The sequence below is a fragment of the Anaerolineae bacterium genome (assembly GCA_016931895.1).
In the GTDB taxonomy this organism is placed as follows: Bacteria; Chloroflexota; Anaerolineae; order 4572-78; family J111; genus JAFGNV01.
Genome location: JAFGDY010000257.1, coordinates 1 through 16,349, shown reverse-complemented (window position 1 = coordinate 16,349; position 16,349 = coordinate 1). Strand labels below are relative to the sequence as shown.

At 51.3% G+C, this 16,349-nt stretch carries 20 protein-coding genes and 1 other annotated feature; of the genes, 11 read left to right on the top strand and 9 right to left on the bottom strand.

Annotated elements, in window-relative coordinates; translation table 11 throughout:
* The 8 genes from JW953_19705 to rplL all read left to right on the top strand — a co-directional run.
* Window positions 1-88: hypothetical protein (locus JW953_19705; protein ID MBN1994930.1), on the top strand; the 88-nt coding region annotated here is incomplete at its 5' end.
* Window positions 89-159: 71 nt separating this feature from the next.
* Window positions 160-324: a 50S ribosomal protein L33 gene (gene rpmG / locus JW953_19700; protein MBN1994929.1), complete on the top strand. Its 165-nt coding sequence runs from the start codon at window positions 160-162 to the stop codon at window positions 322-324.
* A gap of 90 nt (window positions 325-414) precedes the next feature.
* Window positions 415-669 carry a preprotein translocase subunit SecE gene (gene secE, locus JW953_19695; GenBank protein MBN1994928.1) on the top strand — a complete coding sequence of 85 codons (255 nt, stop codon included), beginning with the start codon at window positions 415-417 and terminating at the stop codon, window positions 667-669.
* Window positions 670-693: 24 nt separating this feature from the next.
* Window positions 694-1,416: a transcription termination/antitermination protein NusG gene (gene nusG, locus JW953_19690; protein ID MBN1994927.1), complete on the top strand. Its 723-nt coding sequence runs from the start codon at window positions 694-696 to the stop codon at window positions 1,414-1,416.
* Window positions 1,417-1,458: 42 nt separating this feature from the next.
* Window positions 1,459-1,884, top strand: coding sequence for a 50S ribosomal protein L11 (rplK, locus tag JW953_19685; GenBank protein ID MBN1994926.1), 426 nt, complete (start codon window positions 1,459-1,461; stop codon window positions 1,882-1,884).
* A 58-nt stretch (window positions 1,885-1,942) separates the two neighbouring features.
* Window positions 1,943-2,656: a 50S ribosomal protein L1 gene (locus JW953_19680; protein ID MBN1994925.1), complete on the top strand. Its 714-nt coding sequence runs from the start codon at window positions 1,943-1,945 to the stop codon at window positions 2,654-2,656.
* Window positions 2,657-2,673: 17 nt separating this feature from the next.
* Window positions 2,674-2,861: a sequence feature (ribosomal protein L10 leader region), on the top strand.
* 16 nt (window positions 2,862-2,877) lie between these two features.
* A complete protein-coding gene (gene rplJ, locus JW953_19675) occupies window positions 2,878-3,417 on the top strand; it encodes a 50S ribosomal protein L10 (GenBank protein ID MBN1994924.1) in 540 nt (179 codons plus the stop codon).
* A gap of 124 nt (window positions 3,418-3,541) precedes the next feature.
* Window positions 3,542-3,931, top strand: a complete 390-nt coding sequence (gene rplL, locus JW953_19670) for a 50S ribosomal protein L7/L12 (GenBank protein ID MBN1994923.1) — start codon at window positions 3,542-3,544, stop codon at window positions 3,929-3,931.
* Between the two features lie 177 nt (window positions 3,932-4,108).
* Here rplL and JW953_19665 read toward each other — a convergent pair whose 3' ends face one another.
* Window positions 4,109-6,613, bottom strand: coding sequence for a mannose-1-phosphate guanyltransferase (locus tag JW953_19665; GenBank protein MBN1994922.1), 2,505 nt, complete (start codon window positions 6,611-6,613; stop codon window positions 4,109-4,111).
* A gap of 167 nt (window positions 6,614-6,780) precedes the next feature.
* Between JW953_19665 and JW953_19660 the strand changes: the two genes are divergently transcribed.
* From JW953_19660 to JW953_19650, 3 genes are all read left to right on the top strand, one after another.
* On the top strand, window positions 6,781-7,440 hold the full coding sequence (locus JW953_19660) for a helix-hairpin-helix domain-containing protein (GenBank protein MBN1994921.1): 660 nt from the start codon (window positions 6,781-6,783) through the stop codon (window positions 7,438-7,440).
* Window positions 7,441-7,594: 154 nt separating this feature from the next.
* Window positions 7,595-8,080: a phosphoribosyltransferase gene (locus JW953_19655; GenBank protein ID MBN1994920.1), complete on the top strand. Its 486-nt coding sequence runs from the start codon at window positions 7,595-7,597 to the stop codon at window positions 8,078-8,080.
* Between the two features lie 4 nt (window positions 8,081-8,084).
* Window positions 8,085-8,795: a M48 family metallopeptidase gene (locus JW953_19650; GenBank protein MBN1994919.1), complete on the top strand. Its 711-nt coding sequence runs from the start codon at window positions 8,085-8,087 to the stop codon at window positions 8,793-8,795.
* 100 nt (window positions 8,796-8,895) lie between these two features.
* Here the strand turns inward: JW953_19650 and JW953_19645 are convergent, their stop codons facing one another.
* The 8 genes from JW953_19645 to JW953_19610 form a co-directional block, all read right to left on the bottom strand.
* Window positions 8,896-11,301 carry an ABC transporter permease gene (locus JW953_19645; protein ID MBN1994918.1) on the bottom strand — a complete coding sequence of 802 codons (2,406 nt, stop codon included), beginning with the start codon at window positions 11,299-11,301 and terminating at the stop codon, window positions 8,896-8,898.
* An 89-nt stretch (window positions 11,302-11,390) separates the two neighbouring features.
* Window positions 11,391-11,687: a superoxide dismutase gene (locus JW953_19640; GenBank protein ID MBN1994917.1), complete on the bottom strand. Its 297-nt coding sequence runs from the start codon at window positions 11,685-11,687 to the stop codon at window positions 11,391-11,393.
* Window positions 11,687-12,151, bottom strand: a complete 465-nt coding sequence (locus JW953_19635) for a GNAT family N-acetyltransferase (protein ID MBN1994916.1) — start codon at window positions 12,149-12,151, stop codon at window positions 11,687-11,689. The genes JW953_19640 and JW953_19635 overlap by 1 nt, the downstream gene beginning before the upstream one ends.
* A gap of 14 nt (window positions 12,152-12,165) precedes the next feature.
* Window positions 12,166-12,810: a class I SAM-dependent methyltransferase gene (locus JW953_19630; protein ID MBN1994915.1), complete on the bottom strand. Its 645-nt coding sequence runs from the start codon at window positions 12,808-12,810 to the stop codon at window positions 12,166-12,168.
* Window positions 12,791-13,285 carry a GNAT family N-acetyltransferase gene (locus JW953_19625; protein ID MBN1994914.1) on the bottom strand — a complete coding sequence of 165 codons (495 nt, stop codon included), beginning with the start codon at window positions 13,283-13,285 and terminating at the stop codon, window positions 12,791-12,793. Before JW953_19625 ends, JW953_19630 begins: the two co-directional genes overlap by 20 nt.
* Entirely contained in the window at window positions 13,278-15,689 is a 2,412-nt protein-coding gene (locus JW953_19620; GenBank protein ID MBN1994913.1) for an FtsX-like permease family protein, read from the bottom strand. The genes JW953_19625 and JW953_19620 overlap by 8 nt, the downstream gene beginning before the upstream one ends.
* A 2-nt stretch (window positions 15,690-15,691) precedes the next feature.
* Window positions 15,692-16,126, bottom strand: a complete 435-nt coding sequence (locus tag JW953_19615) for a nitroreductase family deazaflavin-dependent oxidoreductase (GenBank protein ID MBN1994912.1) — start codon at window positions 16,124-16,126, stop codon at window positions 15,692-15,694.
* A 12-nt stretch (window positions 16,127-16,138) separates the two neighbouring features.
* Window positions 16,139-16,349 (bottom strand): hypothetical protein (locus tag JW953_19610; protein MBN1994911.1); only part of this gene is annotated, 211 nt, incomplete at its 5' end.

Genomic DNA, 16,349 nt, shown 5'->3' with positions numbered 1-16,349 from the left:
GGTGGCGCTGGAAGTAGGCAGCCGTTTTGCTGTTCGAGAGGGTGGTCGCACGGTTGGCGCTGGCGTTATTACCAAAATTTTGGAATAGTTGACTTTGTTAGAGAGGAGTCAGAGGGTTGAGACGCGGATAATTACGCCTCACCCTCTTTTTACTGAATTATGGCTAAAAAAGCAGTACGGATGGTGATTACGCTGGCCTGCACCGAATGTGGCGAGCGCAATTACACCAGCGAAAAGAATCGTCGAAATGATCCCAATCGGATCGAGATAAAAAAGTATTGTCCGCGATGCCGCACGCATCAATTACATCGCGAAACCAAATAGCCATCTGGCAACCTGCTGAGAGGAGCATGCATTAACGTGGCAAAGTCAAAATCAAGGGCGGCTTCAACACCCGCCAAAGAGCCTAATGCAGTGGTGAGATATTTTCAGGAGACCCGGGCGGAATTACGGAAAGTCACCTGGCCTACCCGTGATGAGGCCAAAAACCTGACCATGATTATTGTGGCCGTGACCGTAGCCATGGCCGTCTTCCTGGGGCTATTAGACTTTGTTTTTCAACAGGTGGCCAGCGGCATTATTCGAGGTGACATTGTTTGGATTGGCATTGCCACTATTCTATTTCTGGGTGGAGTGGCCGCGTTTTATTTTAATGGACAGCAAGAGTAACCGGCTTGGGGCGTTTTTTGAGTTATGACTGAAGAACAAAAGCTTGTAGAAGAAAATATCATCGAAGCAGAGGATCAATCTACCGACGACGTTCCTATAGACGACACAGCCGACGTTTCATCTGCTGACGTTCCAGAGCAAGAAACGCCTGGGCCTGAAACAAACGGCGATGAGGAAGCTGCTCCTGATGCAGAGAGTACAGAAGAAGAAACGCCTCGACCTGAAGGCACGGAATGGTACGTTATCCACAGCTATTCAGGTTATGAAAACAAGGTGCAGAAAAACTTGTATCATCGCATTGAGTCGATGAGTATGCAGGATAAAATCTTTCAGGTGGTTGTGCCCACCGAAGAAGAGGTTGAACTGAGGGACGGCCAACGCCGAACCATAGAGCGCCGCGTTTTTCCCGGTTATATTTTGGTGGAAATGCTGTTGGATGAAGATTCCTGGTACGTGGTTCGGAACACGCCGGGGGTAACAGGTTTTGTTGGCTCCGGCAATAAACCAACTCCCCTGCGCCAGGACGAGGTTGACAAAATCATCAAACGCATGGACGCGGAAGTGCCCAAGATTAAAGTTAGCTTTAAGGTTGGGCAAAAAGTGCGGATTGTGGAAGGCCCGTTTGAAGATTTTATGGGCACGGTTGATGACATTGACGTGGAACGGGCGCGGGTTAAAGTGTTGGTCAACTTCTTTGGCCGAGAAACACCCATAGAACTTGACTTTTTGCAGGTAGAACGGGTTTAAGAAACACGTTCTCCTGTTGTGATATTTTAGGAAGGATGCAGTATGGCTAAAAAAATAAAAGCGGTGGTAAAGCTACAAATTCCGGCCGGAAAAGCCAATCCCGCCCCGCCGGTGGGTACGGCGTTAGGGCCTCATCAAATCAATATTATGGCCTTTTGTAAAGAGTATAACGCCAGAACCCAAAACATGATGGGTTCCATTATTCCGGCTGAAATTACCATTTACACCGACCAGACCTTTTCGTTTGTTACCAAAACTCCTCCCGTAAGCGACCTTTTGAAAAAAGCCGCCGGATTGGAGAAAGGCTCCAGCGTGCCCAACCGGGATAAGGTGGGCGCCATTACCCAGGCCCAGGTGCGCGAAATTGCTGAAACCAAAATGCAAGACCTTAACGCGGTTGACCTGGCGGGAGCCATTAAACAAATTGAAGGTTCCGCCCGCAGTATGGGCATCACTGTTAAAGATTAAGCTTTATCAATAGAGTGGGAGGGTGTAAAACACCCGTTAGCACCACCAGGAGGATATTGTGCCAAAACGAGGCAAAAAGTATCAAGAAGCGCTAAAATTAGTTGATTTAAGCAAAAACTATTCCCCTCAAGAAGCGGTGGCGCTGGCCAAAAAAACATCTTTTACAAATTTTGACGCCACCATCGAGGCGCACCTGCGGATGGGCCTGGACCCTCGTAAAGCCGACCAGCAGATTCGCAGCACTGTGCAACTGCCCCACGGCACAGGCCGTCAGGTGCGGGTGTTGGTTTTTGCTGAAGGCGAAGGCCAACGATTAGCCGAAGAGGCCGGCGCAGATTATGCCGGCAGTGATGAACTGGTGCAAAAAATTCAAGGGGGCTGGTTTGAGTTTGACGTTTCTGTAGCTACCCCCCCCATGATGTCAAAAGTGGGCCGCCTGGGGAAAGTGTTAGGCCCGCGCGGTTTAATGCCCAGCCCCAAAGCGGGGACGGTGGTGCCCGATGAAGATTTGGGGCGGGTTGTATCGGAGTTGAAAGCGGGCCGGGTTGAGTTCAGGCTGGACCGAACGGCCAATGTTCACGTGCCCATTGGCAAAGCGTCGTTTTCAGAAGAGCAGTTATTAGAAAACTTTGCGGCCTTGATGGAGGCTATGCAGCAGGCTAAACCGGCTGCCGTTAAGGGCGCTTATATCAAAAAGGCTGCTTTGTGCGCCACCATGGGCCCGGGTATTAAGGTGGATACTACCCAGGCCATGCAATTGAAGTTAGATTGATTTTTGTAAACAAGTAAATACGTGATTTCTCCGTACCAGAGACAGCAGGCGCGTGGCAATTAAGTTTTAACGCTTAAAGTAAATTTGCCTGCCGAGGTAAGGGGTAAGAATTTTGTGATTGCCTTTGAATATACTCTTGGGCAATAAGTTGGCAATTCTTGCGTCTTTGCGTCGGTTGGGGCAAAGACGTTTTTATTTTTAGAGAAAGGAGGTATCCAAATTTGGCTATTTCTCGAGCAAAAAAAGAAGAGTTGGTTCAACAATATGTAAAAAAATTGAGCGGCAGTGAGGCAGTAATTATTACCGATTACCGGGGATTAAAGGTTAGCGACTTACAACAACTTCGAGCAAAAATCCGCGAGGTAGAGGGCAGTTTTTCAATTGTAAAAAACACCCTGGCCCAACGCGCCTTAACCGAAGCCGGATTGCCTGTACCGGAAGCATTGCTGGTTGGCCCGGTGGGCATTGGTTTTTGCGGTAGCAATATCCCCGCCGTAGCCAAGGCGATTGCGGACTTTGCCAAGACAAATGAGTTGCTGGCAGTTAAAGGCGGCTTAATGGGCAATAAAGTTATTGATGAAGCCGCCGTACAAAGCCTGGCCAAATTGCCTTCGCTGGAAACGCTGCGGGCGCAATTGCTGGGTCTCATCAATGCTCCGGCCTCGCAATTGGTGGGCGTTTTGAGCGGCAGTGTTCGCCAGGTGGTCAATGTTATCCATGCCTATTCAGAACAAGGCTCAGAAGCGCCGGCAGAAGCCTGACCAAAGACCAATGACCAATTTTTGTCGTTCGTCCTTCGTCATTTGTCGGTGATTATAGCGCCGTTGAGTTTTAACCGATGCAGTAATTAAATATTCAGATATCATAATAAAGGAGATAATTAAAATGGCAGATCTTGAAAAATTGGCGGATCAACTTAGCTCGCTAACCGTCTTGGAGGCGGCTGAATTAACCAAGATTTTGGAAGAAAAATGGGGCGTTAGCGCCGCCGCGCCAGCGGCCATGATGGCGATGCCTGTTGCGGCTGCCGGCGGCGGTGAAGCCGCAGCAGAAGAAGAAAAGACTGAATTTGACGTCATCTTAAAAGAAGTAGGCGACAAGAAAATTCAGGTCATCAAGGCCGTGCGTACAGTCCGTACAGATTTGGGCTTAAAAGAGGCCAAAGCCCTGGTTGACGAAGCTCCGGCTAAAGTGCTGGAAGCGGTCAACAAGGAAATGGCCGATGACGCCAAGGCCAAACTTGAAGCCGAAGGCGCGGTTGTGGAAATTAGCTAGTCAAATAGCCAATAACAAACAGCAGGTAGCAAAGATTTTGTCTACCTGCTGTTTGTATTCAACTTCTGGTTGCTTTGTTATTTGATGTAGAACTTACGCAAATCGTTGATGCATTCCAGAGGTGACAGTCACTTACAGAGTGATTGTCACCTCTGGAACGTACGTAAGTTCTATGATTTACTCCAGAGGGGAAATTTTTTCTATGATTTGGGCATATTCATCGGCCAGATTTTCGGCCTCTGTTTGCGACTCGGCTTCGGTGGTGACTCTAAAACAGGGCTGATCGGGGTCGGGGATAATCAGGACCCATTCATTGGCCTCAAGCGCAATTTTTACCCCATTAATCACGTGTTGATCTTTACGCTCCTCAAATTTTTCATTGATCAGGCGCATCACGCCGGCTTTGGCTTCCCATACGCAAGATACTTTCCTCTCGGCCACATAATACGGCGGTAATGTGTCTATCACCTCGCCCAACGAGACTTTTTGGATGGCTAAAAATTCTAACATTTTGGCCAAAGCCATCAACCCATCAACTGCACATTGAAAATCGGGGAAAATAAAATTGCCTTTGCCGTCGCCGGCCATGATCACGTTGTCGGTGCAAGTGGCTTTTATTAATGCGTTACGGTCAATTTCGGTACGAATAATGTGGCCGTTATATTTGGCGGCGATTTTTTCAAATACGTTAGGCAAGTTAAGGGGAATGGCAACGACACTCCCGGGAGCATCTTGCAAAACCATTTCGGCCATAACCGCGCAGGCAGTTGTTCCTTCCATTAAATAGCCCCGATTATCTACAAAGAATATTCTCTCGCCGCCTGGGTCCAGCCGCATCCCTAGCTGGGCATCCATAGTGGTGGTGATAATTTGCAATTGTTTCAAGGCGGCCTGGAATTGAGACCGATTCAGGGTTTCGCCCGGCCGGGTGGTGGTGGCGCTCAAGGCCACCACATTACATTTTAATTCGTCAAGAATGGTGGGCAATACGCCGGCAATAGGGGCGTCGGTAAAATCCACCACCAGGTTAAAGGCGGCTTCTTGAATGGCTTTGGTGTTGAGGTGTTTCAGGAAATCCTGGATGTAGTGTTCTTTGACCTGTTGGGCATATTCAATACCGCCAATGTCGTCAAGATAAACCCGCCGGAAATCTTCTCTGAAGAAAACGCGTTCAATATCCCGCTCTCTATTTTTGCTCAGATTCAGGCCCTGGTGGTCTATAAAAAGAATATCTATGACCCGCTCGTCAAAAGGCGAAAGCCTGACGTGAATGCCCCCTTCTACCCGGCTGACCTTGGTGTAGTAAGTAGCCACCGGAATTGGTTGCGACCCCAAATCCCACACGTTGATCCCCGCCGAGGGTAACCCAGAAATAATGGCCTGCTTGATCATCCGCGAGCTATGATGCACGTCGCGGTTAATGGTAACAATTGACCCTTTTGGCAGCGTTGCGCCAAACGCGGCCCCCAATTTGGCCGTAAACTCAGGGGTCAGGTCAATATTGACCACGCCGGTTACGCCAAAGCGGCCAAACAATACCCGCCGCCCCTGGGAACCCCACACAATACTGCTGTTGACGGTGGCCCCCGGTTCAACCTCTTTGCCGGGCCAAATTTTGATACTGGGATGCAGCACGGCGCCTTCACCAACAATGGTGCCGTCGCCAATAACCGCGCCTTCAAAAACCGTGGCATTGGCCTTAATGCTGCATTGCTTTAAAATAACCGCGCCGCTAATTTGCACCCGCTCGCCAATGTAACAGTTTCGCCACAGAATAGAATGATCAATGATGGCTTCGTTGTCAACCACGGTATAATCACGGATAACTGAAGGGCCACGAATAACAACCCCGTTTTTTATCTGGACCGAGTTTCCCAGGTAGATAGGCCCTTCTAAATGAACATCCGGCGCAAGTTCTACATCTTTTCCGGTCCAGATGTTGTCGCCCAGGTAACGCCCCAGGTCCAAACCCTGCACATCTCCCTGGAGCGCGTTGGCAGTGGCTCGCATGTACTCGGCAATATTACCCACATCGCACCAATAACCTTTGGCTACGTAACCATAGAGAGGATACCCCTGGGCATGCACCAAGGGGAACAAGTCTCTGGCAAAATCAAAGTGAACATTGCTTTCAAAAAAATCCAGGATTTCCGGTTCTAAAACGTAAATCCCGGTATTAACATAGTCAGACATCACCGAACCACGGCTGGGTTTTTCTTGAAATCTGGTGATTTGCCCTTCGTTATTAAGGTTGATGATGCCATAATCAAGCGGGTCGGCCAGCCGATAAAGGGCCAATGTGCCTAATGCTTTGGATTTTTGATGATAAGCAATCAGGTCGGTCAAGTTGATGTCGGTGAGGGCGTCGCCGCTAATCACCAAAAAAGTGCCGTCCAAAAAATCTTGCGTATTTTTTACACTGCCGGCTGTGCCCAGGGGAGTATCTTCAACACAGTAATGGATGTTCATGCTTATATTTGAGCCATCACCGGCATAGTCCTGAATTTGATCGGCCAGGTATTGAACTGTAATCATCACTTCGGTAATCTGGTGACGTTTGAGCAGGTCAAGAATATGGCTCAAAACCGGTTTGTTGACAATAGGGATCATGGGTTTGGGCCGTTCAATTGTGAGGGGGCGCAATCTGGAACCTGCTCCGCCGGCCATGATAACCGCTTTCATCAGGAATATTCTCCCCATTTTGACTAAAAGCCAAGTGTTGCCCTTATGATACCATAAAGTCAAGCAACGGTAAACAAAATCTTATCGTTTGTCCTTTGCCACACGCTCAAGAATTTACTATAATGGCCTAAAAAAATACCTCAGTTATTAATAGGAGAGGAGGGACAATGAACGGTTCCTGGTTAGATAAAAATCGTCACTTGATTTTTGGAATGCTCTTGGTAGCCGCTTTAGGGGGAGCGATAGCCTTTTATTTGCGGCAACCGGCGCAGACTCCAATCGAGATTGTACCGGTGGAACCCACGCTTACGGTAACGCCTATGGTAACGCCTACAGTAACGCCTTCAGCCAGCCCCACCCCGGCAATGGTGCGGGTATATGTTACCGGTGCGGTACTTAAGGCCGATGTTTATGTATTGCCGCAGAGCAGCATTATTAAAGATGCCATTATTGCTGCCGGCGGCTTCGCCCCAGAGGCCGACCCGGAGCGAATTAATCAGGCCCTGGAACTAAAAGACCAGCAACAAATTCACATCCCCCGGCAGGATGAGGAAAATCCACCACCGCCCGTGCAAGGTGGAGCCAATGATAATAATCCCCAGGAAACCGGCGGGAGTGTATCCATGGCCGGGCAACGGGTCAACCTTAATACCGCCACCCTTGACCAGTTAGATACTTTACCCGGCATCGGTCCGGCCATTGCCCGGCGTATTATTGATTACCGGGAAAAGATTGGTGGGTTCAAAAACATTGAAGAAATCACCCAGGTTAGCGGCATTGGCGAGGCCACGTTTGCCAAAATCAAAGACTTGACCTGTGTGGAATAACGACCAACGACCAATGACGAACGACCAACGACCAATGACCAACGACGAAATTTAGTCGCTCGTCGTCCGTCGTTCGTCGAATGATAAGCAGCGGTAAGCTTGAGCGGTGAATGGAACGACTAAAACCACAATGCCTTAAGTCAGGGAGCAAAAAATGGGCGAGGCCAAAAAAATCTATCTTTCCTGGACGGAGGTGGACCATTTATTGAGCCGTGAACTGGTGCCCCGCCTGCAACATTACAATTACGATGTGGTTATTGCTATTACCCGGGGAGGGATTGTGCCCGGCGGAATCATTGCCGAGCAGCTTGGGATTCAGCAAATCTTGGTGGCTTCTGTGGACTTTTACGAGGACCCAGAGCATAATTTGGATTGGCCGGTGTTTATGCAATTTCCGGCCGATAGTTTTTTGCGCGGCAAGCGCGTGCTCATTGTTGATGATGTTTGGTATCGCGGGCGAGAGGTGGTGAGCGTGAGTGAACGGGTGGAGCAGGTCGGAGGACGGCCGGTGTCGGTAGTGCTGCATTACAAGCCACAATTTTCTCAATTTGAAGACAAAACTCCCGACTTCTATGCCGTTGAAACTGACGACTGGATCATCTATCCCTGGGAAGTTAACCGGAGTTTTTTGAAATTATAGCCCTATGACCACGTTGCCCGCCTATACCGTCCGGGAAAGCGCCCGCGCCAGACACGTCAATCTGAAAATTTCCCTGGAACGTGGCCTGGAGGTGGTGATTCCCCGGGGTTTCAACCGCCGGCGTATCCCTGATATTTTGCAAAAAAAGCAGGCCTGGATCAAACGGACCGTCAAACGCCTTGAAGAACGCCGCCTCTTTTTGGCCGGAGAGCCGGCCCTGCCGGAACAAATCCGGCTCCAGGCCGTTGCCGAAACGTGGTCGGTGGCCTACCGGCCCACGTCGTCGGCGCAGATCACCGTTACCGAAAAAGCCGGGCAACGGCTGATCTTGAGCGGTAATGTGGCTGATGTTGACCAGTGCCAAACCGCGCTGCGCAAGTGGGTCGCCCGCAAAGCCAAACAGCATCTGACGCCCTGGTTGCGCCAGCTTGGTCAAGTTGAACAACTGCCTTTTGACCGGGTGACTTTTCGGGGCCAAAAGACTCGGTGGGGTAGCTGCTCTGGCCGCAAGACAATCAGCCTAAATTATAAACTCCTCTTCCTGCCCCCTGCCCTGGTGCGTTACGTGCTCATTCACGAATTGTGCCATACCAAACATCTCAATCATTCGGCCAAATTTTGGACGTTGGTAGGCCAAAAAGAGCCAAATTACAAACAATTAAAGAAAGAACTACGCGCCAGTTGGTGCTATGTGCCGGGGTGGGTGCAGGATTGAAGGTGGAGAAAGGGGAAAGTTTGGTTTCCCAAGTAAAAACCAATATATTCCAAATTAAATTTGGGATATATTTGGGATATATTGTAGCCCTTGCTTCCGGTTAGGAATACGCCAAACTATCGCGCACGCTCACGCGGGTGGCATTATAGGCCGGCAGTAGCGAGGCCAGGGTGGAGATGACCAAAATCACTATCAGCCAGACCAACACCGCCGGGAAATTGTACTGATAATCCAGGTTGGCCTCGAACATGGTTTGGCCCAAGGCGTTGGCCACCGCCCCGGAAATCAGGAAGGAAAGCGGAAATGCCACTGCCCAACTGAAAATCCCCTGTAAAACGCCTTCCATCACAAACATGCCCATAATGGTCAACGAGCGCGCCCCCACGGCCCGCATTACGCCAATTTCGCGGGTGCGCTCCACCACGCTGATGGAGAGCGACCCCATCAGGCCGATGCCCCCCACCAGGGCCATGATCACGGCCAGGGCCAGCAGCATGGTAGAGGTAATGCCAAATTGGCTATCGGCGTTGCCGCGTTCGGTGGTTGAGGTCCAACTGAAGAGAATGTCTATATGGCGCCGGGCGTAGAGAGTGCTAAGCTGGCTCTGAATGGCCTCGGTAAAGCCGGGGCTGTGATCAGCGGTTCTGACGCGCAGTAAAATGCCTTCGTTATATTTTTTGGTTACCCCGGCCACAGCCTCGGCGGGGGCATAAATATCGTCGCTGCTGAAGCTACCGCCAAAAATCAATTGGTAAAAACCAACCACTTGCCAGTCATCTTGACCAAATTTACCCAGGTCAAGGGTAACGGTGTCGCCCAACTTTATGCCGTTGTCTGTGGCCGTTTCCTGGTTCATGACCACCACCCGACCGTCGCCGGGTTGGAGCCAGCGTCCGGCTACCATCAGGGGACGGTAAATATCGCTCCTGGCGGGCACGCCGTTGATCTGCGCCCCCAACCCGGCTTCTTTAGCCCGCTGGCCCTTCTTTAAAATGGAAGCCGGATTTTGGAACCACAACTCGGCTGTTACAACGCCCGGCACCGATTGGGCCATAGCCTCAATGCGGTCGGCCCGTTGGTTGTCGTAAAAAATAAAAAACATGTCAAAGTTACGTCGGCCAAATTCGTTATCAAGCGTAGCCGTGATAGACGACGATAAACTCATCACCATCAAGAACATGGTTCCGGCCGCAATCAGCACCAGTTGGGTTAAAATTAACCGCCCTTTGCGCCGGAACATATTACCCAGGGCAATGGCATACGGGGCCGAGAGTAATCGCTGGCCCATCCGTTCTATGGTTCGGTCAAACCGGCTGGCGCCAAACCTGCCGCTGCCCAGGCCATAACTGGCAATCGCTTCTCGCACGGTGATGGTTGCGCCACTCAAAACCGGCCACAGCGCGGCCAGCAAGGGGGCGACCAGGGCCGCAATGACCTGGTAAGAAATGGCCCGCTGCGACACCTGGAACACGTTATAATCAATATTAAAGAGATTCAAAAACCACTGGCTGATGCCAAAGGCCATAAACGCGCCCAGCGGCAGCGAGATGAACAGGGCCAGCAGACCATAAATCACCACCCCGGCCAGGTAAATTTTGATAATGGCCCCGGTGTCGCCGCCAATGGCCTTGATGATGCCAATTTGGTTGGTTTGTTGGGTAATGAGGGCGGTTAAGGTGTTAATGACCAATACCACGCTGGCCAGCACCGAGACCACGGCCAGAATTTCAAACACCAGGTTCATCCCCTCCACAAAAAAGCGGCCCCAGTGTTCGTTGGGGTCTTGGTAAAATGTCACCGCCACCCCAATGTTTTCTTTGGCCAGGCGATCTTTTATCTCCGAGGCCACTTCTTTGGCTTGTTCCAGGCTGTAAGGCTCAACCCGCGCCTTAAGATGGGTAAACTCGCCTTTGGGAATATTGAAGCGTTCCAGCCCTTGGGCGTTAACAAAAAAGTAGGCATCCCCGCCAAACTGGGGCGGAGGCACAAAGGGATGGCGAATTTTGCCGATAATATGCAGCGGCCGGTCGGTTTTGTCCAATTCAAAAATAACTTCGTCGCCAATTTCCAGGCCAAAAAACTGGCTCGACAACCGCTCGATGGCAATGTCGTTCTTTTTGGGCCACTCGCCTTCTTTTAGCTGCACCGTGTCGTAAACTTGGTCCCGGTAATCATCCCGCATCACTATTGAGCCGCGCGACCATTCGTCATCGGGGTGGATTTTATAGCGCACGGTGACCTCGTTCATTGCTTCCAGGTCAACCAGGCCCGGAATTTTTTTGAGGTCCAGGGCCGTGTTCCGGTCAACCTGGTCGGTAAGATACATTTGAATGTGCGACGGCGAGGAAGCCTGATGGGCCGTATCCATGCCGGAGAGCAATTGGTCGGACATGCCAAAAATAGCCCCCACGGCAAATACGCCCACGGCAATGCTCAATACGGCCAGGGCCGTGCGGATTTTATTGTCCCATAGATCAGACCAGACTTTGTACCAGATAACGCTCATAGTGATTTATGATTTACGATTTGCAATCTGTAGTTTATAATTGAGGGGGCAGGGTTGCCGCCACAAGTGACCTATTAAACTCTTGGTGGTTATGCCTTTTTAGCAAAGAGCCTGGCAAAACCAGGATAAGGGAGCAATGGGATAAGGTCAAAGGTAATCAGCCCTTCTTTGACCAGCGGCAGCGTGCCCAACACCTGTTTAGCTTCCGCCGCGTCCGCACATTCCAGCATCAGAACGGCTTCGGACCTGTCCTGGCGAAAGTATAATTCCCGAAACACCCCGGTTTGATAAAGTTCCCACACTCTAGCGGCCTCGGCCTGGAGGTGAGGTTTGAATTTTTCGGCGGTGACGCCGGAAAATTCTTTTTCCAGGGCCAAAAATTTCATCAGATCAATCTCTTTTCTAAACAGATACTGCGCGGATTGCCGGCGTATTGCCCAAAGGGGGGAATATCGGCGTAGCCCGATTGCCGGTACAGGCCCAAGGCTTCCGGTTGTCGCCCGGCCGTTTCCAGGCGCAAAACTTGAAAACCCATCGCCACGGCTTCTTGTTCCAGGCGAGTTAGAATCAACTTGGCCAGGCCCAGGCCGCGCGCTTCTTGTTTAACAAACATCCGTTTGATTTCGCCAGTGTGGGCCTCAAGTTGGCGCACCGCCCCGCATGCCACCGCCTGTCCGGCCAGATACCCCACCCAAAAAACTGTACTGTCTTGATTAAAATTAGTCAAATCCAAAGCATTAACCTTTTCACCCGGATACCGTTGGCCAAGTTCGTTATCCAACTGGCGGATGAGGGCCAGGGCATCTTTACTCTCAAGGGGGTTGACTTTGGTGATCAAAAAGTGCTTCATTTTTAGATTGAAACTCAAAACGTTGACTTTTTGATGATGACCGAAAGCAAAAACGGAATTTCATTTTTCACTTCATAACACTCAGGGCTAAAACCGGCGAGCATCGCTTCAAGTTCCTCCTTAAGGTATGCCCCTCGGATGGAACGAAAGAAACCATTCTGGCTCGGCGCCCAATACAGCCACCACACCCTTCTCAAATCATGGATGAACAGCACCCCGTCATCGGCCAGGATGGTCAGCAGATTGTCAATCACTTGCCGGGGATTTTCCCAGTGATGCAGGCTATAGGTGCTGTAGATTAAATCAAATTTACCCAACGATTGCAGAAGCCCGGTATCGGCGGCATCGCCCACCACAAAATTAACCCGGCTGTCAAGCCCGTTACTTTTTAACAATTCTTGCCCTACCGCCGCCATATCCGGCGATAATTCCAGGGCGGTCACCTTCACCTGGGGATATTTTTGGGCAATCATGCCGGCCACATGGCCCGGCCCTGCCCCCACGTCAAGATAACGCCCGGTTACGCCCAATGTATCCAAACGCTCCAAAAAAGTGCGGTAGCGTAAGGTTGACTTTTGCGCCCCCACGGCGTATTGCCGGGCCGCTGCCAATCCCTCAAAATCTTGCTCTTGATCCACTTCAATTTTTCGCGCAAACATTATCCACCTCCAACGTTTTCTCCATTTGAATAACCGATAAGGGAATACCGTCTAAATTGTTTTCAAAACGCTTGACAACTTCATACCCCAACTTCTCATAAAACCCATAAGCCGATAATCCCGACAGAAGAAATATTTTCTTTAGCCCTTGTTTCTGGGCATAAGTTTCAATAACGGCCATCAATTCTTTCCCGATGCCATTCCCATGCCTGCCCACATCCACAAAAACACTCCTGACTCGCCCTTGATCAAGCGAAACAGTGCCAACCACCTGCTTATCAACAAGGCTAACAATAATTAATTGGTGCCGGGCATCCTCCATTACCCTGGCAGGGGTGTAAAACTGGACCAGCTTGTCAATAGCTTCCGGGGGGTAATCTTTAATATTGACCTGCCGTAAATTCTGAATAATGAGTTGGCTTAATGGCTCTGCATCTTTGGGTTCAAATCTTCTGACCACCATGTTCCTACGCATACGCCAAACTCTCCCGCACGCTCACCCGCGTGGCGTTACGGGCCGGGATGATGGAGGCCAACGTAGAAATAATCAAAATAATCACCAGCCAGGTGATAACGGCTTCAAAGTTGTACAAGTAATCCAGGTTTGTATCAAACATGGTCTGCCCCAGGGCCGCGGCCATGGGCCGGCCAAAAGCAAAGGAGAGAGGCACGGAGATGGCCCAGCTCAACAAACCCTGTAAAACCCCCTCCATCACAAACATGCCCAGCATGGTGGCAGAGCGCGCGCCGATGGCCCGCATCACGCCAATTTCACGGGTGCGCTCCACCACGCTAATGGAGAGCGACCCCATCAGACCAATGCCGCCCACCAGGGCCACAATAATGGCCAGGGCCAGGAGCATGGTGATGGTGATGGCAAATTCGCTTTCGCTTGCCTCCCGGTCTTCAAACGTCATGCCGCTATCAAAACTGTTAACGTCCATCTGCCGGGTTTCGTAGACGGTTTTGAGGGCGCGGTTGATTGCATCCACGGTTTCCAGTTGGTGGGGGTCCGTGCGTACCAGCAGCCGGTCGCCCTGATTGTGTTTTTTGGTGGTATCAAAGACCACGTTTTGCAGGGCGTAAATGGGGTCGGAATCAAAATCGTCGCCGGCAAACATCTGGTAGATGCCAACCACCTGCCACTGATCATGGCCCAATTCACCCAGGTCCAGGGTCACCACATCACCCACGCCAATGTCATTGTCATCGGCCATCTTTTGGCGGATAACAACCACCCGGCCGTCATCCGGCTGTAGCCAGCGCCCCGCCACAATCAGCGGGCGGTACATCTGGCTTTCGGTGGGGATGCCGATCAGGTCGGCCCCAATTCCGGCATCTCTCAACCGTTGGCCTTCTTTTAACACCGAGGCAGAGTGGGTAAACCAAACTTCGGCCTGGGTCACACCGGGCTGGTCGGCGGCCATTTTTAGCAGCCGGTCAATCCGGTACGTGTCGTCAAAACCCAAGCGGATATCATATCCTCGCCGGGCAAAATCATTATCCAGCGAGGCCGTAATGGACGAGGACAAACTCATCACCATCAAAAACATGGTCCCGGCAGCCACCAGCACCAATTGGGTCAGGATCAGCCGTCCCTTGCGGCGGAACATATTGCCCAAGGCAATGGCATACGGCGAGGCGAGAATCTGGGCGGCCACCCGCTCAATTGCCTGGTCAAACCAATTGGCCCCAAAATGACCACCCCCCAGGCCATAACTGGCAATCGCCGCCCGCACGGTAACACCGGCTCCGCTCAACACCGGCCATAACGCGGCCAGCAGCGGCACGGCCAGGGCCGCTATGATTTGAAAAACAATGGCCCGGGTTGACACCTGAAATACCTCATAGTCAATGTTAAACATGTTCAGAAAATTCTGGGTCATCCCAAAAGCCAACAGCGCGGCCGGTGGCAGGGCAATCAACAGGGCCAGCAGGCCATAAATCACCACCCCGGCCAGATAAATCATAATAATGGTTGCGGTTTTGCCGCCAATGGCCTTGATGATGCCAATTTGATTAGTTTGCTGGGTGATGAGGGCGGTCATAGTATTGGTCACCAGCACCACGCTCATAAATAACGAGAGAACGGCCAGCACTTGCAGCACCAGGGTGATGCCTTCCACAATAAAGCGCCCCCAGTGCTCATCGGGGGTTTGATAAAAAGTGACAGCCACCCCAACCCCCTCTTTGGCCAGGCGGTTTTTTATTTCCGAGGCCACGGTTTGGGCCAGGTCGCGGCTGTAGGGTTTGATCTGCACTTTGAGGTTGTCAAACTTGCCATCCGGCACATTAAAGCGCTCCATGCCCTGCGCGTCTGTAAAAAACACGGCGTTGCCGCCAAATTGGGGCGGCTCCACAAAATTGGCCCGAATTTTGCCGGTCACGGCTAAAGCCCGGTCGGCGCCATCCAACTCAAAGATCACTTTATCGCCAATGTCTATGCCAAAATGCTGGCTCGATAAACGCTCAATGCCGATGTTGTTCTTTTTGGGCCATTCCCCGGCTTTGAGTTGTAGAATGTCAAATTTTTGCGCTTCGTAATCATCGTGCATGGCCAACACGCCGGGACTCCACTCATCTTCCGGGTTGAGCTTGTAGCGGATGGAGACGGAGTTCAAAACCTCAACATCGTCCAGCCCCTTAATGGTTTTTAAGCGAATAGCTGTGTCCTCGTCAATGTAATCCTGCAAATACATATTAATGTGCGAGGGTACATCATTTTGGTGCGAGGTATCCATGCCGGTCAGCAATTGGTCGGCCATGCCAAAAATGGCCCCCACAGCAAACACGCCTACGGCAATGCTCAAAACTGCCAGGGTAGTGCGGACTTTATTCTTCCACAGGTCAGACCAGATTTTGTACCAGATGACGCTCATAGTTATTTACCGTTGATCCGAAAAACCGGGTGGCGCGGCGCCTCGGCTACAAACGCCTCCACCGGCGCATCCGGGCCAACTTCAAAGTAAGGTTGGGTGATGGGTTCCAGCTTGATGTACTTTTTTAGCACCGGCCCGCTTTCCTCCGGCCCCGCTTCCTTAATGGCTACTGTTTCAGAGCGTCGTCCCTGGGTTAATGTGACTTCCCCGGCGGCGCGGGCGTTTTTTACCCAACTCACTTCACCATAGGGAGCCACCAGCCAGCGCGTGTCACCTTCTTCTACCAAAGAAACCGGCGTGGAGTACAGCTTGCCGCTTTTTCGCCCGCGCACGGTGAGCATGTAGGTTTGTTTGGGGCCAAGGCCAAAACGAACCAAAGCCTGCATGAGCCGGTTGATAAATTTTACCGTAGTGTTCACTTGATAGGTTTTAGCCATAAGTTACGTTCCTTATTGGTACGCCAAACTCTCCCGCACGCTAATGCGCATGGCCCCCCGCGCCGGCAGCAGGCTGGCAATAATGGACATCACCGTGATAATGCCCAGCCAGTAGAGCGCGCCGGTGGGCGTGTATTTGTAGATAATGGCCGACTGGACTGCGTTGGCCAGGGCGTCGGTCATCAACCGGCCGGCCGGGATGCTGAGCGGCAGGGCAATCAGC